Origin of the sequence: Enterobacter asburiae, from assembly GCF_007035645.1 — a bacterium.
In the GTDB taxonomy this organism is placed as follows: Bacteria; Pseudomonadota; Gammaproteobacteria; order Enterobacterales; family Enterobacteriaceae; genus Enterobacter; species Enterobacter asburiae_B.
Genome location: NZ_AP019632.1, coordinates 3,109,771 through 3,126,655, shown reverse-complemented (window position 1 = coordinate 3,126,655; position 16,885 = coordinate 3,109,771). Strand labels below are relative to the sequence as shown.

Below are 16,885 nucleotides of genomic sequence, written 5' to 3'. Positions count from 1 at the left end.
ACGATGGCGGCGAAGTACATCACCATAGCGCGGGAAATTAAGAAACGCATTATCAGCCAGCAGTACGCCGCCAACGAACCCCTGCCGGACCAGTTTGCGCTGGCGGCGGAGTTCAACTCCAGCCGGATGACCATTCAGCAGGCGATGCGCCAGCTCATCGTCGAAGGTCTGGTCTATACCCGCCAGGGCCAGGGCACGTTCATCCGCAAAAACTTCCTTCAGCTCTCGCAGTGGGACCTCTCCGGCAGCGACTACTTTGGCGCGACCAAAACCTGGGCGCATCTGGGCACGGTGACCAGCCGGGTAGTGCATTTCGAGCTGCGCTTCCCGAACGAAAAAGAGCAGGCGTCGCTGATGATTAACGCCGATGCGCCGATCTATGACTTCATTCGACTCCGTCTGCTGAACGGCGAACCGATGTCGCTGGATTCCACGGTGATGCCGATGAATCTGGTGCCGGGCCTGACGAAAAACCATCTTGAAGGTTCAGTTTTCCAGTACGTGCAGGAGACGCTGGCGCTGAAAATTATGGGGTCGTATCGGGTGGTGCGGGCGCTTAAGCCCAACGCGCTGGACAGGGAGCATCTGGTCTGCGAGCAGACCGATCCCGTCCTGGAAGTGGAGCAGGTGATTTATCTGGAGGACGGCACGCCGCTGGAGTATGCCCACTGCCACTATCGGTACGACCACGGCGGGATCGTGATCGTGAATAACGGATAAAAAAAAAGCGGGCAACGAGGCCCGCTTTTTTAATGCTTCGCTATCAGTTCAAACGCACCGGCATACCGGAGCGGTTCTGCACGGCCTGGTCAACAATCGCCGTTTCTACGTCTGGCTGAGAAGTCACCGCCTGTACCGCGCTGTTCAGCGTAACAGGGACGATTTCGTTGTTGTTGATCTGGTCTTCGCTGGTGGACAGCGGGTTGTGCACTTCGATGTAGCGGCTGCCGTCTGGCTCAGAGGTCGCTTTCACCGGTTCGTTGATGAACTGCACGCGCGTACCGACCGGCACGTTTTCGAACAGGAATTTGATGTCGTCGTTACGCAGGCGCACGCAGCCGTGGCTTACGCGCAGGCCGATACCGAAGTTGGCGTTGGTACCGTGGATAGCGTACAGGCGGCCAATGTACAGCGCGTACAGACCCATTGGGTTATCCGGGCCTGCCGGTACAACGGCTGGCAGCGGTTCACCCGCAGCGATGTATTCCGCGTGCATTTTGGCAGTCGGCGTCCAGGTTGGGCCCGCTTTCTTACGCTCAACCTTGGTGGTCCAGTTCATCGGGGTGTCTTTACCCAGCTGGCCGATACCGATTGGCAGCACGATAACGGTGTTGGTGCCTTTCGGGTAGTAATACAGACGCATTTCGGCGCTGTTAATCACGATACCTTCATGAACGGTATCCGGCAGGATCAGCTGCTGAGGAATATTCAGCACGGTGCCCGCTTTCGGCAAATACGGGTCAACGCCCGGGTTCGCTTCCAGCATGTTAGACAGGCCCAGCTGGTACTGCGCAGCGAAATACTCCAGTGGCTGAGAGTTACCTTCTGGTACCGTCACAACCTGGTTCTGGCCTACCAGACGGCTACCGTCTGTTGGCAGGGGATACGTCACCGCAGACGCGGTCTTACAAAAACCTACTACGGCTAACGCCGCCGCTAAAAGCGTTGTTAATTTCATGTTCATGTTGTGCGAGGTATCTAAGCCATTCTGGCGATGAGTTGATAAGTCTGAATCTGTGATGGGAGCGCATTATATGTGCATTCCCGCTAACAGGGAATTCAGATGTGTACGAAATCACATTTTTTTCGATTTTGTTAAAGTTTAGTGGATTGCCGCAACACGGGATCTCAATTCGGAATTGTGGCATAATGCCGTGTTTATCACACTTTTCGCAGGAATCTCCCCGTGTTAGTTACCAGCAACGTCACCATGTAGTTTCAAAGGGGGGAATTAAGCGATGGGAGAGAGGTTTTTGTCTTCCTGCATACAATGGTCAGTCTTCGTTGTTTAAACATTTTAGTTTCATTGGGTCAAGAACCTCATACAGGTCCGGTGATTTTAGCCACTCTGCCAAAGATTATCGGATAGTCATCCAGCAAATCGGATACGCTGTTCAGTACGGATAAATTATAAATTGCATTTTTTTTCCTTGCTGTTATGATTAAATGTTTGATAAATATCTTCGTAAACTTTGTTCCGTAGTATTTCTCCCCTCGAAAACATCCCCAACGTCAGATACAAGGCGGCTTTGCGCTATCGCAAATGCCCTTATTTTACCGTGGTTTTAGGTAGTAACTATGTAGGAGGTGTGGTCTCTTTCTGAGTACAAAAAGGTTAGTTTAACAATGATGCAGCAATCTCAAGCGCTCTTCGAATCGTCGATCTTATCGACAACAAGTTTTCGTACCGTCTACCATGAACACGGACGTTACAAAACCATTAATGGCAACTCCTTTGTTCATGATGGTCATGAATACCGTATTAACACAAGAATCGGCTCTAGTGTTCGTCATGACATACTTATGTCAACAATCAACGAACTGAAAGCAATCCTGAAGCTCTACAGTCGAGTGTTCCTGACCCGTTTTGATCTCCACCTCCCTGAGTTCACTTCTGTTGAAGCTGGTAACAAATACATACGCAACCTGTTCAAACGATTACGTGACCGCCTGGAGTCTGGAAACAACGGTTTATTAGAACCTATCATCGATTTTGCTTACGGTTGGGTTTGCGAACAGGAAAAGGCTTCACAACCCCATTACCATTGCTGGATTGCACTTCCACATCGTTCGGTAAGATGGTTTGGAACGCCAGACAGAGGGATCGCTGGTATTATTACGGATATCTGGATGAAACTGACAGGTGGTAAAGCAACGCTGGTAAACTTGTCTAAAGCCACTAAAGACTATCCCGATCACTACGTCATTCATCGTGACGATCCTTCATCACTCGAAGGTCCGGTATTCTGGCTTTCTTACCTGGCAAAAGAACGCGGTAAAGCGCAAACAGGGAAGGGAACGCGCATGTACTCAACATCAAAATTGAGTAGCAAAGCACTGAATTCGTAAATATCACACAGGAAGCCCGTAGCACGTTTTTCTTTCCAGGGTATGCAATCGCATTACCCATATCATAAAAATCGCTTACGGCCTCGCTCAGAGCGTTTTAAGGCATGATTTGAACTTGGTTAACTTTATGCTTTGGTCAGATGCATGATAGTTCAACGATAATTGCATTGCTTATTGTATTGCTTATAGATACATATATAAATTCAGAATTCCGAGCGAAGCGAGGGACACGAACGAAGTGAGTGTCCAACTACATAACTACATTTTTAAATTTTTATATTTTATATATAGAGAAAAATGTAGTTTTTTGATTGCTTTTTAACCAGCATTCACTGTCCGTCTTCGCTTCGCTTGACGGAACTCGCTTCGCTCGCGGTCGTGTTTTTGGGTTGTTGGAACTTGCCCATCATTCTTGATGCATGTTCCTATTTCCTTTGATCGTAGGAAGACTCAATCCCACTTTTGGCTGGCTGAGACCTCTTCATATTGGCTTCCAGAAGTCGCTTACGAATATCTGTTGCAACCAGTCAGCCTAACTTTTACCTACCTTCCTTGCTCGGTCAAGACTTTCTTTAGTTCTCTCTGTAATGTTTATGTTATTGATATAATTAGTATTTTAATTGGGATTGTGTAATTGTGTGAAAAAGGATGAAAAACATACTTTTTGTATTAGCATTAGCCTCCGTATGCTTTCTAAAATGCAGGCTTCAAAAGTGCTTGATTTGACGAAAGTAATGAAAAGGTTTGATTACTAACGTTAGTACCAGCAGATTGTGTAACCTCTGGACAGTTAAGGATAATTAGATGCAAACAGCAGAGATGTTTCGTGTTTTCCTGGACAATTTGAAAATACCTGATGAACGAATGACGGCAATTGCAACACATTACAAAAATGCCACAAGAAGGCTTAATATACGGTTTCGGGAAACTGAAAACGGTTTCAATAATCGACTGAAGGTTGGTTCAGCAGGTCGTCGTACGGCGGTCAGCAAAACGTCAGATTTAGATATGCTGTACATTATGCCTTCAGGGTTGTGGGAGGCTTATCAAGAAGGATTGAATCCTCAACGACGTTTACTTCGTGATGTAAAAGATGCTTTAAAACAAACCTTTTCTCAGCAGGAAGTCAAGGTTGATCGATTAGTAGTGCAGATTGTTTTTGACTCTTTCCATATAGAGGTTCAACCAGTCTTTGCTGACGGAGAACATTTTAAATACCCTGATACGAAAGCTGACAATGGTAATGGTGGGTGGCGGGTAACTAAACCTCGTATGGAAATTACCGAAATGAGGAATTTCCGAAATAACAAAAGTCGTAATCTCCATAATCTTTGTCGCATGTTGCGAGCTTGGAAAAACAGAAATACAGTAGACATGGGAGGACTTCTTATTGACACGTTAGCATGGAGGTTCCTTAAACAAACCGATGATTATGATGAAACTGGAATGGTTAGTTATGGTTTCATGTGCCGTGACTTTTTTGATTTTTTGCAAAAAGAAGACGTTCATGAACACTATGCTGCAATAGGCAGTGGACAAAGGGTTAAGGTCTACAAAAATTTCCAGCGACAAGCAAAACGTGCCTTCAAGCTATGCACACAAGCGATTGACGCGTACGAGAACGGCTATACAAAGAAAAGTCATGAGCATTGGCGGGAAGTTTTCGGACTTACTTTTCCTAAAGCAGCAACGGAAATGCAAGACTCTCTGGGGCTGGAGTCAGCTAATTTCGTTAATGAATCATACTTTGCCCGCACATGGCGTAACACGGAAGAATTTACAGATGAAAAATTTGATGATGTCGATATTAGATATCCACTTGAAGTAAACTGTATTGTCAAAGAAAGTGGGTATAGGGAACGCTCGCTTAGAGCTTACCTTTCGGATATAGCTCGACCTTGGTTACCGCCTAATAGGACCTTATCATTCTCGATCAATCAAGCAAGTTTAGATCTGATTCCTGAACCTTATGACATATACTGGAAAGTATTGAATAGAGGTAAAGAGGCTGAAGGACGTGATGAAATTCGAGGCCAAATAATTTTAGGTCAAACTACCCATACTGAACATACAAAGTTCAGAGGTAGTCATAAGGTTTGGTGTTATATCGTTAAGAATCATATAGTAATTGCCCAGGCTACTATCGACATTCCAATTGAGTAAAAAACATGCTAAAAAATGACTTGCTGAATCATATTGCTTCTGCTGGATACAATGTTGGGTTCGGAGCAAAGAAAACTTTTGCAACATTTGACATTGTAAGTAAGCTCCCTGGCTGGATTGGCATAATATCACTCGCAGTATCTGTTCTTGGTCTTTACATGGATGAGATGAGTTCTAAGAATATTTCTGCCATTTTTATTATTCTGAGCATTGGTAGCCTATACATTAATTTCTATGATGGTGATAAAAGTAAATATGAAGAGGCGGGTAAAAGCCAAACTGATATCTTCAGAAAGATTGAACGACTGTATTACGATGCAAAATCAGAGAGCCAGCCAGATTCAGCAAAGTATATTCAGGAACTTGAAGTTCTGATGCAAGATTTTGATAATAGCACAATTACTAAACAAATTTGTGGTAGTAATTGGTATGCCCACTATAAATTTTACAGTGAATTGGAGAAGCGATGGATTGAGGAACAGTTATCCTTAACTTTTTGGAAAGATAAATTCCCAAATACATTAAAAATATTTTTGATTTTAATTTTAGGTATAATTGTTTTTTTGGTATGCCACAGGTTGAACTGGATTTGATGCATTCATAACCTAAGTTGAGAAGTAAAATTACGCATCAGATTACATGAATTTGTCAAAGTCAGGCTATTGACAAATTTTACAACAGTTTAGACTGAATATAGGAAAGTATTTGACTGTTGCTGGTTGACGAATGTGTTGCTGTTATCGAAATCGAGCATTGGTATGGATAAAATAAAGCCTCGCACTTCAGCGAGGCTTGTAATACACCGGTCGTTGTTTAAAGACCACCATGACGATTCGCATAGAACAAGAAATCATTGATATGCCGTTCTAAAGCTTTAATGAAATCATCATTCGACCAAGTAGTTGAACTATAAGATGCACCGTTTGTAGAGCTAAAAGTACGACCATCATCGTTTGTAGAAAATGTTGTTATCGAATAGCGACCATCAAATCGCTCAGTTTCTGATAATAAAAGTTCATGCTTCCCGCCATCTTTATACTTCATATTGAAGCTTATATGCCGTGCAGATGAAGAAATTTCAGCGTGGATTCCTCTTTCAAGTAGCCCATTTTTGTATGTTTCAACCTCTGGTACGAGAAATTCAATAATTTCTGATAAGCGTTCTCGTTCATGAATCAACGTTTCTTTTTCTTCAATCTGCTCTTGTTTTTGTCTGCCTATTTTTTCATCGATACTTTTGAAGAACGAGTTATCTGCCATGTGATATCCTTAATGGTAATATGAGCGTTTCCAAGTCAGGACATATGGGCAGAAAATACCGTTATCAAGTCCGTTTTTAACACAAAAGCTCTTTCTTGATTCGGTAAAAGGTGGCGCGGCTGATATCCGCCGCCTTCATGATGTGGGCTGGTTTAACGTTCTGTGCCAGCATTTCGCGAACAGTCTCACGGGCTTCCATATCTTTTTCTTTTCCCATATACAAACCTGCCTGTTTTGCTCTCTCGATCCCCTGTGCCTGGCGTTTACGGCGGGTCTCATAATCTTGTCGTGCCATTGTCGCAAGGATATCGATCAGCATTGCATTGACTGCCCTAAGAATGCCACTGGTAAGGTCGTTACCGGCCATTTCAACCATCTGCCAACTGGTCGGTAAGTCCATTGATACGATCACCAGCCCTTTACTGTTCAACGTAGCTTTGAGTTCAGCCCATTCTTCATGTTGAAGACGACTGAGACGGTCAATCGCTTCAATTAGAAGCAAATCTCCAGGCTGTGCTTCCGCAAGTAGGCGCATCAGTTCCATACGCTCCAGCTTCGCACCACTTGCATTCTCAATGTATTCTCCGGCTACTTGCCAGTTTTTGCTTTTCGCAAATTCGCGCAGGCTAACTAATGCACGATCAGCATGTTGGCCTTCGGTAGATGCACGGCAATAGATACGGACATTCATTATGAATTCTCTTTTGAATATTAAATGTATACCCATATGATACAGTGCGTGCTTTTGTTGTCAATAGAGTCCAATTTAACCCTATTGAGACTTTGTGTCATGGTCTTAATCAGGTATACCCTATTGATATCTTGTGATCATGAGCAACTTCTGTTTGAATCTTGGCTAAAATAGCCAATGGGATACAACATGAGCAAGATGATTCATAAAGTCTAATCAATATTGGGATGCTGTCTTCTGTGTGTAGTAGCGGGTTTATTCTCACTAAAACCATCATAGTGATGATCTTTACGTGCTATTGTTATAAACATAATCTAACGAGTTTAAAGTTTGATGCATGAACAGGATGAATGATTATGGATGAGATTGATTATTATACAGATAATGTCAATGAGTGTCTTACAGGGTATGTAACAATAGATGGAGGTAATTATGTTTCAGAATTGTCAATAGATGATGATGGAATAGAAATTCGATTGCTTGATTTTAATAGTAAAATGAATCGTGCATACTCAGAAGTTATGGCATTGAATTCAATTTTGTTTCAGAAAGGCACTCGCTATTATCTTTTGTTTGGTTTGGAATTACATGAAAGCTCTTTTATGAGAATGGGGGGTGATGGAAGATTCAATACTTATACATTCTCCGCTCAGGGTTTCTTATATTCAAAATCAAGGGTGAATACTAATTCTTTATTTACCAGTGTAAGCATTCATGGAGAAAATATAAAAAAATGGTCTGGCAGTACTCGTAAGTTAGATAAAATAATAGAATGTGGGCTTGGGTTTTCAAATAAATTACCTAATGATGATGATTGTGTTGAGTTTGAGAAAAATATAGACGGACTCGGAAAGATTGGATTGTATTATTCATATCGATACGGTGGCTTAAGTGGTTTGCATACAGTAGGAATGGACGTTGAACCTCATGTTACGGTTTCCTTTGAAAAGCCTGTTGGACTTGATAGGTTAATCGAAAACTATATTGATTTATATATGATATTAAGGTTCTTCATTGGTGGTTCGCTAATGATATCAAATATTAAAACTAATAGTGTTTCTAACTATGGGCGAGAAAACATTCAGATTTACATAAAAGAAAAAAAAGAAGATCATAAAACTATCAATACTGGCATGTTTTTAACCTATTCGACTATATATCACGATGACTCAGAGAAAAATTTTCCCGATTCTGTTTGGGAGGGATATTTTAATCCTGAAAACCACGAGATCAAAGAACTCGTTAAAAAATATGTGACTTACTCCATGGTTCACAGCAATGAAGAAAAGTTTCTTGGTTTTTATAGGATGATTGAATCCATGACGATAAGAAAATCATGTTATGTCGATGAAGCGTTATTATCAAAATTGTTGAATAGATCAAGGTGTTTATTAGCCAAGAAATTTCCAGGCGCACCACTTGGTGATTTCATTCGTGCGATAAAGAGAACAAATAAGAGTAAGCACAATACTGAAAGTTGCATCCATCATTTTATAAAAAGCCTTCCTGAATCGGTTGTTATTAAGTTAGATCTTAAAAAAATAAGTATCAATGAAGTATGTAAGTCGCGAAATCAAATTATACACCAGCCATTATTTTCAGAAACACCAAGCAAAATCTATAAACATATGCAGGCTACGGAGATACTTACAAAACTGGCACTATTGATTAGGCTTGGCGTTCCTATGCAAAAGATAGAAGAAATAATTTGTTATCATCGATAAGTGGTGAATATAGCCAATGAACACATACTCACTAAAATTAAGAGTTTTGATTCTGGGATTTTCTATTTTATACTAAAATTTTACAGGGTTGGCAGAGACTTCTTTTTAGCTGTTTGCAAAACTTATCTAGGGAGGAGTATATGCCACCTTCTATGAAGGTGGATTTCTACTATTTATAATATTAAACGACAAAAATGCTACTTATGACAAATTTCCCGATCATAAATTCCGCCATTTAAAGCCAGCATTTGCCTCTTCTTCTTTGAAACCATTTTTGTCATGATTTGCGAATCATCGAAGAAAATGCCCCCAAATGTTCCTGGTCGTGCATTCCAGCCAGAAATAATCACTGTATCGCCCACGTTTAATGCTGCTACAGTATTGTTATTGTATTCCGTATTTTCGAAAAAGAACTTCAAGCCTTCACTTGAATCAGGGATGTGTAACGTTACTAACGGATTTTTACTGAAGGTGGCTGCGCTAATCTTTTTTATTTTTCCTGTAACCATCAATCGGCACTTTTTGAAGTCATTTGTTGCTCTGAACTCATGTTCCTGAAATCGTGCATAAACTTCTTCGGTTGTATAGAGTCTTGGAAGTATATCGATTATAGATGGCTTTGTTGATTGTTCGTTTTGTTGTAAAGATGCTGAACCTCCGTTCGAGAAATGTATTGACTCAGATGTTCTGGCTTGGCTGGGTGTTATTGCTATTCCGTTCAATATATAAAGTCCGAAGAAGGCAACAATTTTCGTTGACTTTTTAAATTTTGAGATCATTTTGTTTCTCCATAACTTCTATCTTAACAATACGCTCTCCATTACGATATATTTTCAGCTTGTCAGGCGGGGACTTCACTGCATTACGGATTTCGTTCATTGTATCTTTCGATAACATATCGCAGCCTTCCATATACATAACCCTTCGGGTATCGGTATCTGGTATGTTAGTGAAGCTGCTACTGACCCATAAATCGGGTATTTCAATTCCATGTATCAGCTTCATATACACAACGATGAAAGCATCTGTCAGGTGAAACCGTCCAACCGTGTATTTTCCGGTATAGTTATTACCAGAAGACGAAGCTACCCAATCGTTTTTTAAAACCAAAGTCAGTGCATTATTTTTCATTTTCAGACTCCAGTTCACGAATACGATTGTTCGTCATGTCGATAAGGCATTTCTGCTCGTTATTGCAGTCGGATTTTTGTTTTATCCATTCTCTTTGAGAAGGGAGTAAGCGTTTTCGTGTTTCAGGGCTAAGGTTTTTCCAGACCAAATTTAGTCTATCATCGCTTGCTTCATAACTGTGTGTATCGACATTTGAGGTCGCTGTATTGTTTTTGGTGGCTTCACGGTTGTTATTATAGAAAATGGGTGCGCGAACTCCCTGAGCATAATCTTTAGCTGCTTTGTCCCACACTCCTTGACCATTGGCAGTCAGTATTTTCCTGAACTCTGTAGTGTTGAAACTGTAACTGCGGATCTCGCCATTGAAATCCATCTTCACGTTGACGGTGGTTGACTTCGAAATGCCTGTCAAGAAATCTCCAGCTTCTGAACCAAGTGAACAGACCAATTCCTTCTCATCGTCGTTATTCTTTGGGCGTAGTCCGTGCATCGTAAATCTGCCGTTATCAGTTGTAGCAGTGATATCTACCAGCGGCACGATCGATGATGATTGCTTTGCCATCGCGAAGCATATTCCCTTCAGATTTACATCCCTGTCCATCCCGAGAAACATCAGGGCTTTTTGGTCGCTGCTGGCGACACCTGCTGATTTTGCCTCTGGCAAGAAATAGACGGTATTAGACGCGGCAGTTATGCCTGAAATGAGAACAACGCCTGATGCCATGATTTTTAAGGTTTTTATAAGGATTGTCATTCTGGATACCTTCTTTCTTTCGCACTTAATCGGGGGGGATCACTCATCCCGCGAGTCTTGCTTGCGAGAAACACCACTCGAAGAATCATGATCTTACATTGATCTATAAAATCTATCAATAACGCAAAATTGATCTATAAAAACGATCGATTGACGTGGGTAGAAGAGGAGGGATGGGTACGAGGATGATTGTATTTTATGGTTTTTCAAAGGGTTAATATGCTTGATGCCAAGGTGGGGCGGGTGTTGCGGTTAGTCTTGTGTATTCCAGCTTGAGGGGATTTCATTCGACTTTTTACGGACTTTAGGGCAACCGTAGAAGTGGTTCGATAAGAAGCGATGCAGTGGAGTCAGTTTGTAGACATAATGAAAATGGTGTAATTTTGCCCCTTTGCTGTAAAACGCTCTGTATCGAGTTTTACGGGGTTTTTGTATTGAATGATGTTTGAGTCTGCTTTAATCGCTCTTGCAAGGTACAGAGCGATTCATGGCGATAGATACTCGTTTTAGCCCCAGGAGTTAACAAGATCTAATATTTCTTTAGTATCGGTAATGAAAGTAATATTTTCGCCATCCCAAAGGAAACTCTGAACGTGTTTGTTTCTGTACTGAACTTTTATTCTCCACTTTTTGCCTATGTTATAGACAATGATGTTTTTGATGATTCGTTTAAGCATCATATTCAGTTCTTGTGGCTCTTTGATATCCAGTAATAGTTTTAAGTTAAACGCCCGTTCTGAGATAATTATACTGTTCTGTTGTTTTATTTTTTCTTCAATTTCCTGTAGTTTATCTTCAAGGTTATTTATCGTTTGTATTACACTTGTCGGGATCTTAGACGCAGTAAGAAGCATATCATTTAGCTCCTGAATCTTCTTTTTTATTGTTTCCTGCTCTAACAGTAATGCCCCGTCAAAACTGGTATTTTTCTCAAGTTTGAGTTTTTTCATTATCCTGAAAAGAGCTATTTCTATATTTTTAAAATTCTTGGTTATGTTACATTTTCCATCTCTTGCATTAGCGCAAACATGGTATTGATATGTTTTTCCGGAAGCGACGTGAAATTTTCTGACAAGTGAGCCGCCGCATTCGTGCTTTAATATTCCGGCGAAGGCATTATGTTCAGATTTATATCCGGGTTTGTTTTGTTTCTGATCAGACTGTAAAAGCATGAATTCTTCTTTACTGATAACAGCAGGATAATAATCATCTATGATATCAAGAAGAATGACTTTGCGATCTTTAGTTGTCTCTGATGTTTGATATGCACCATAAAGTGCAACCGAATTTATTGTTTTTCCAACTGTTGTATGATTCCAGCCAGCAGAACGTAATGGTTTGTGACCTTCGTCATTTAAAACTTTAGCGATTTTATTTGTTCCAAATCCTTCACGTCGTAACTGAATGATTCTCCTGACCGTATCAACTTTGTCACTAAAAACAAATTTATCTTCTTTCCGCTTTAACCAGAAAGGCAGGATTTTGTTGATAACCTCACCGCTTAGCGCTCGTTGTCGCTGCTGACTTTTCGTTTCACGCAGGCGCTGCGATTTTTTTTCAGATTCTTTATGGGCAAGATCCGCAGCCAGAGCTATCCTGATGACACTCACAAGGTCATTGACGGATTCACGATTAAGTAATAAACCATCAACCAGTGAAGCGATAAAGACGTTGTGTTGCAGAATCGACTTAATTATCTGCTGAGTCACGTCAATGCCTCTGCGGCTCAGACGATCTAACGACTCAATGATGATGGTTGAACCCGGTTCAATCTGTCCTTTCTCGATTGCTTCGAGCATGTCGCCCAGCGATGGCCTGTTTCCCTCTTTGAATGCTGAGATTCCGAGGTCTTGAAAGTTCTTATCTGATAGAATCAAGCCATGCACGTGTGCGTACTGTTCTGCAAGCTCAGTTTGACGTCTTACGGAGTCACCTTGTTCTTGCTTCTTTGATGAGAACCTTATGTAAGAGTATGCTTTTCCGTTTTGTTTCATAAGTACCTCAGTAACTTACAAGAGAGTATCAATTTTGCTTCTTTGCAACAATATTACTATGCAGTTTGGCAGTAAGCCGCTGTTCGAAAACATTTCCGTCAAATTTGGCGGCGGCAACCGTTACGGCCTGATTGGTGCCAACGGTAGCGGAAAATCCACCTTTATGAAGATCCTCGGCGGTGACCTGGAGCCGACGCTCGGTAACGTATCGCTCGACCCTAACGAGCGTATCGGTAAGCTGCGTCAGGATCAGTTCGCCTTCGAAGAGTTCACCGTGCTCGACACCGTGATCATGGGGCATGGGGAACTGTGGGAAGTGAAGCAGGAGCGCGATCGCATCTACGCGCTGGCCGAAATGAGCGAAGAAGACGGCTATAAAGTGGCCGATCTGGAAACGCAGTACGGCGAGATGGACGGCTACTCTGCGGAAGCGCGCGCGGGCGAGCTGCTGCTGGGCGTAGGCATTCCGGTTGAACAGCATTACGGCCCGATGAGCGAAGTTGCGCCAGGCTGGAAGCTGCGCGTGCTGCTGGCACAGGCGCTGTTCTCTAACCCGGACATCCTGCTGCTCGACGAACCGACGAACAACCTGGACATCGACACCATCCGCTGGCTGGAGCAGACGCTGAACGATCGCGACAGCACCATGATCATCATCTCGCACGACCGTCACTTCCTGAACATGGTCTGTACGCACATGGCGGATCTGGACTACGGCGAGCTGCGCGTTTATCCGGGCAACTACGACGAGTACATGACGGCGGCTACCCAGGCGCGTGAACGTCTGCTGGCGGATAACGCCAAGAAGAAAGCGCAGATTGCTGACCTGCAGTCCTTCGTCAGCCGCTTTAGCGCCAACGCCTCTAAGTCGCGTCAGGCGACCTCGCGTGCCCGTCAGATCGACAAAATCAAGCTGGACGAAGTCAAAGCTTCCAGCCGTCAGAACCCGTTCATCCGCTTCGAGCAGGACAAGAAGCTGTTCCGTAACGCGCTGGAAGTGGAAGCCCTTGAAAAAGGCTTTGAGAACGGTCCGCTGTTTAAAAAATTCAACCTGCTGCTGGAAGTGGGCGAGAAGATTGCCATCCTCGGTGCCAACGGCGTGGGTAAATCCACCATGCTGAAAACCCTGGTCGGCGAACTGCAGCCGGATAACGGCACCGTGAAGTGGTCTGAAAACGCGCAGATTGGCTACTACGCGCAGGACCATGAATATGAGTTCGAAAACGACCTCACCGTCTTCGACTGGATGAGCCAGTGGAAGCAGGAAGGCGACGACGAGCAGGCGGTGCGCAGCATTCTGGGTCGTCTGCTGTTCAGCCAGGACGACATCAAAAAGCCGGCTAAGGTGCTCTCCGGTGGCGAGAAGGGACGCATGCTGTTCGGCAAGCTGATGATGGAAAAACCAAACATCCTGGTGATGGACGAACCGACTAACCACCTGGACATGGAATCTATCGAATCCCTGAACATGGCGCTGGAGATGTATCAGGGTACCCTGATCTTCGTCTCTCACGACCGTGAGTTCGTCAGCTCGCTGGCGACCCGCGTGATCGAAATTACGCCAGAGCGCGTGGTGGACTTCACCGGTAATTACGAAGATTACCTGCGCAGTAAAGGTATCGAGAACTAAAAAAAAGCCGGGTGGCGGCTTCGCCTTACCCGGCCTACGTTCTGTTCCCTCTCCCCGTGGGAGAGGGTTAGGGTGAGGGCATCAGGCCGCACTAGACCACCCACTCGCCCCCTTCGACCCCGTTCACCAGCAGCGTACGTTTTTCCCCTGCAGGCAGCGACACCTTAAGCGATTTCCACGCCGGACGATAATCCCCGCGCGCGTTGACCTTCAGGTTGATGGTTGCGCCGTCGCACACCATTTCCCACTCCACCCACAGCGCGTTGCCGTTCTGGTAGCCCCAGCTTTCGCCGTCGTCTTCAAACAGCATTCCGGTGGTCGTGCCGACGCCCTTCACCGGGAACAGCTTCAGTTCACGGGTCGTATCATTTTCGGCACTCACATGCGTGATGCGTTCGCTCAGCGGCAGACCGGCACCGGCGCGCACCAGCAGCGGCAGTTTTTCCAGCGGCGCGTCGAGGACGATTGACTGGCCGCCCGCATACCACGCGTGGGTGTAAAAATCATACCAGCCGGTGGTGTTATCCGGCAGCCAGACGCGGCGCTCGCGCTGCCCGGCTTCGACGACGCTGGCGACCAGCAGGTCGCGGCCCAGCAGGAAGTCATCGCACTCCTCAAACGTCTGCGCATCGTGTTCGTGGTCGAGGAAGGTCGGGCGCAGCATCGGCTCGTCGTCGGCGTGCGCCTGCCAGAGCAGGGTATAGAGGTACGGCAGCAGGCGGTAGCGCAGCTCAACCGCGCCGCGAATGGCTGGCGTGACGCCCGGGTACATCCACGGCTCGTTCACGGTGTGGTCATCGTTCCACGAGTGAATGGTAAAGCGCGGGTGCATCACGCCGTTCTGCACCCAGCGCACGAACAGCTCGGCGTCCGGTTTGTCGCCGGAGAAACCGCCGACGTCATGACCGACGTTGAACAGGCCGGACAGGCTCATGCCCAGCCCCATGCGGATGTTATAGCGCAGGGTGTCCCAGCTGGTGCGGTTGTCGCCGCTCCAGGTCTGAACGTAGCGCTGCATCCCGGCGCAGCCGGAGCGGGAGATGAGATACGGACGTTTTTCCGGCGCGAAACGCTGCTGCGCTTCCAGCGAGGCGCGCATCATCAGCAGCGGCATCACCGGGCGAATGTGCTTGATGGCGATCTCTTTGCCGAAGCCAAAGCAGCGCGCCTCCCCGTCCCACACTTCATATTCGTTGTTGTCGTTCCAGGTGGAGTCGATGCCCATCTCCAACAGCTGCGTGGTCACGCCGTTCTGCCACCACTGCACCGTCTGCGGGTTGGTAAAGTCGAGGTGCGAGCCTTCGTCATCCCAGAAGCTGGAACGTTCCGGTGCATCGGTTTCTGAATCGCGAATGAACAGACCGCTCTCCGCCACTTCGTTATAGCGCGGATGGTCCTGCAGCAGGCACGGCTTGATGTTTGCCGCCAGCTTCAGCCCAGCGTCGTGGAAGGCCTGGCTCATCACCTTCGGCTGCGGCACCTTGTCATAGTTCCAGTTAAATACGTAGCGCTTGCCGTTGATGGAGGTATAGCCGGAGGAGAGCTGGAACGAGTCGCACGGAATGGCGTGCTCTTCGCACAGGCGGATGAAGTTCATCAGCTGGTTTTGCGCGTCCGGCGCGTCGGTGTAGTGCATGGTAGAGCCGCTGTAGCCCAGGCTCCATTTCGGTCCGAACAGCGTTTTCCCGGTCAGGCGCACGAAGGCTTTGGTGACGTCCAGCACGCGCTTGCCGGTAAAAATGTAGTAATCGATATCGCCCGCTTCCGCCTGCCAGCGACGGTAGGCGGTGTGGTAGTTGTCGATTTCGTTACCCAGATCCAGCCAGCAGCTGCTCAGGTTGTCGTAGAACAGGCCGTAGCTGACGTCGTCGCGGCGGGCGATAGTGAACGGAATATGCTTGTAGAGCGGGTCGGTGCTGGCCGCGTTGTACCCCATTGCGTCGAGGTTGCGCATCTCATAGCGCTTGCCGTTGCGCTGCAGATCGCCCGCTTTTTCGCCCAGGCCGTAGAAACGCTCGTCCTTGCGGCGGCTGAGGTAGTGCGCCACGCCGTCGCCGTGGGCGTTCAGCAGGTAGGCGCTGGTTGGACGGTCGTTGGCCAGCGGCTGCCACTCGCCCGCCTCATTGCGGTAGTGCCACTCCAGCCACAGCGGCTGGTGGACCGTCACGCGCAGCTGTTCGGTTGCCACGGTGAGCGTCTCATCCTGCTGCGTCAGGGTCCAGGCCGGGCAGGAGAAACCGCTTATATCGTCACGACGGCGGCCTTCCCACGGCACGTCTTCTTCCGGCGCGATGCTCCAGGTGCGGTCCAGCGCCAGCTCGCCTTTGCGTTTAATCAGCACGCGGAACAGGTTCTCTTCCAGCACATACAGGCACAGGCGGTGCTGGTTATCGACCAGCAGTTCCAGATGGTTTGCCGACTGCGTATCTACGGTCCAGTTTTTCAGGGTTTTCATATGCAATACATCCA

Annotated in this window: 14 protein-coding genes; 6 read left to right on the top strand and 8 right to left on the bottom strand. The window is 45.8% G+C overall.

Annotated elements, in window-relative coordinates; translation table 11 throughout:
- Nucleotides 1-3 precede the first annotated feature (3 nt).
- Nucleotides 4-720 (top strand): GntR family transcriptional regulator, encoded by a 717-nt coding sequence (locus FOY96_RS14935; protein ID WP_039261436.1) that lies wholly within the window; start codon nucleotides 4-6, stop codon nucleotides 718-720.
- A gap of 43 nt (nucleotides 721-763) precedes the next feature.
- Here the strand turns inward: FOY96_RS14935 and ldtB are convergent, their stop codons facing one another.
- Complete coding sequence (gene ldtB, locus FOY96_RS14930; protein ID WP_023310896.1) at nucleotides 764-1,684, bottom strand: L,D-transpeptidase; 921 nt, start codon at nucleotides 1,682-1,684, stop codon at nucleotides 764-766.
- A gap of 662 nt (nucleotides 1,685-2,346) precedes the next feature.
- Here ldtB and FOY96_RS14925 point away from each other — a divergent pair.
- The 3 genes from FOY96_RS14925 to FOY96_RS14915 all read left to right on the top strand — a co-directional run bounded on the left by FOY96_RS14925 (nucleotide 2,347) and on the right by FOY96_RS14915 (nucleotide 5,825).
- On the top strand, nucleotides 2,347-3,069 hold the full coding sequence (locus tag FOY96_RS14925; protein WP_143347346.1) for a YagK/YfjJ domain-containing protein: 723 nt from the start codon (nucleotides 2,347-2,349) through the stop codon (nucleotides 3,067-3,069).
- An 804-nt stretch (nucleotides 3,070-3,873) separates the two neighbouring features.
- Nucleotides 3,874-5,232, top strand: coding sequence for a nucleotide-binding domain-containing protein (locus FOY96_RS14920; RefSeq protein ID WP_143347345.1), 1,359 nt, complete (start codon nucleotides 3,874-3,876; stop codon nucleotides 5,230-5,232).
- Between the two features lie 5 nt (nucleotides 5,233-5,237).
- Nucleotides 5,238-5,825 (top strand): SLATT domain-containing protein, encoded by a 588-nt coding sequence (locus tag FOY96_RS14915; protein ID WP_143347344.1) that lies wholly within the window; start codon nucleotides 5,238-5,240, stop codon nucleotides 5,823-5,825.
- 220 nt (nucleotides 5,826-6,045) lie between these two features.
- On the opposite strand, the gene FOY96_RS14910 is transcribed toward FOY96_RS14915, so the two are convergent.
- Nucleotides 6,046-6,492, bottom strand: coding sequence for a hypothetical protein (locus tag FOY96_RS14910; protein ID WP_119174417.1), 447 nt, complete (start codon nucleotides 6,490-6,492; stop codon nucleotides 6,046-6,048).
- A 76-nt stretch (nucleotides 6,493-6,568) separates the two neighbouring features.
- Nucleotides 6,569-7,183, bottom strand: coding sequence for a recombinase family protein (locus FOY96_RS14905; protein WP_143347343.1), 615 nt, complete (start codon nucleotides 7,181-7,183; stop codon nucleotides 6,569-6,571).
- A gap of 356 nt (nucleotides 7,184-7,539) precedes the next feature.
- Here FOY96_RS14905 and FOY96_RS14900 point away from each other — a divergent pair, with 356 nt between their 5' ends.
- Entirely contained in the window at nucleotides 7,540-8,907 is a 1,368-nt protein-coding gene (locus tag FOY96_RS14900; RefSeq protein ID WP_143347342.1) for an ApeA N-terminal domain 1-containing protein, read from the top strand.
- Between the two features lie 197 nt (nucleotides 8,908-9,104).
- Here the strand turns inward: FOY96_RS14900 and FOY96_RS14895 are convergent, their stop codons facing one another.
- The 4 genes from FOY96_RS14895 to FOY96_RS14875 all read right to left on the bottom strand — a co-directional run bounded on the left by FOY96_RS14895 (nucleotide 9,105) and on the right by FOY96_RS14875 (nucleotide 12,786).
- A complete protein-coding gene (locus FOY96_RS14895; protein ID WP_086813121.1) occupies nucleotides 9,105-9,686 on the bottom strand; it encodes a hypothetical protein in 582 nt (193 codons plus the stop codon).
- Nucleotides 9,670-10,038, bottom strand: coding sequence for a hypothetical protein (locus tag FOY96_RS14890; protein ID WP_143347341.1), 369 nt, complete (start codon nucleotides 10,036-10,038; stop codon nucleotides 9,670-9,672). Before FOY96_RS14890 ends, FOY96_RS14895 begins: the two co-directional genes overlap by 17 nt.
- Nucleotides 10,028-10,792, bottom strand: a complete 765-nt coding sequence (locus FOY96_RS14885; protein ID WP_172620519.1) for a lysozyme inhibitor LprI family protein — start codon at nucleotides 10,790-10,792, stop codon at nucleotides 10,028-10,030. Before FOY96_RS14885 ends, FOY96_RS14890 begins: the two co-directional genes overlap by 11 nt.
- 506 nt (nucleotides 10,793-11,298) lie before the next feature.
- Nucleotides 11,299-12,786, bottom strand: a complete 1,488-nt coding sequence (locus tag FOY96_RS14875; protein ID WP_143347339.1) for a recombinase family protein — start codon at nucleotides 12,784-12,786, stop codon at nucleotides 11,299-11,301.
- A gap of 34 nt (nucleotides 12,787-12,820) precedes the next feature.
- Here FOY96_RS14875 and FOY96_RS14870 point away from each other — a divergent pair, with 34 nt between their 5' ends.
- Nucleotides 12,821-14,416: an ABC-F family ATPase gene (locus FOY96_RS14870; RefSeq protein ID WP_112778324.1), complete on the top strand. Its 1,596-nt coding sequence runs from the start codon at nucleotides 12,821-12,823 to the stop codon at nucleotides 14,414-14,416.
- Between the two features lie 91 nt (nucleotides 14,417-14,507).
- Here the strand turns inward: FOY96_RS14870 and FOY96_RS14865 are convergent, their stop codons facing one another.
- A complete protein-coding gene (locus FOY96_RS14865; protein WP_143347338.1) occupies nucleotides 14,508-16,871 on the bottom strand; it encodes a glycoside hydrolase family 31 protein in 2,364 nt (787 codons plus the stop codon).
- Nucleotides 16,872-16,885: the final 14 nt, after the last annotated feature.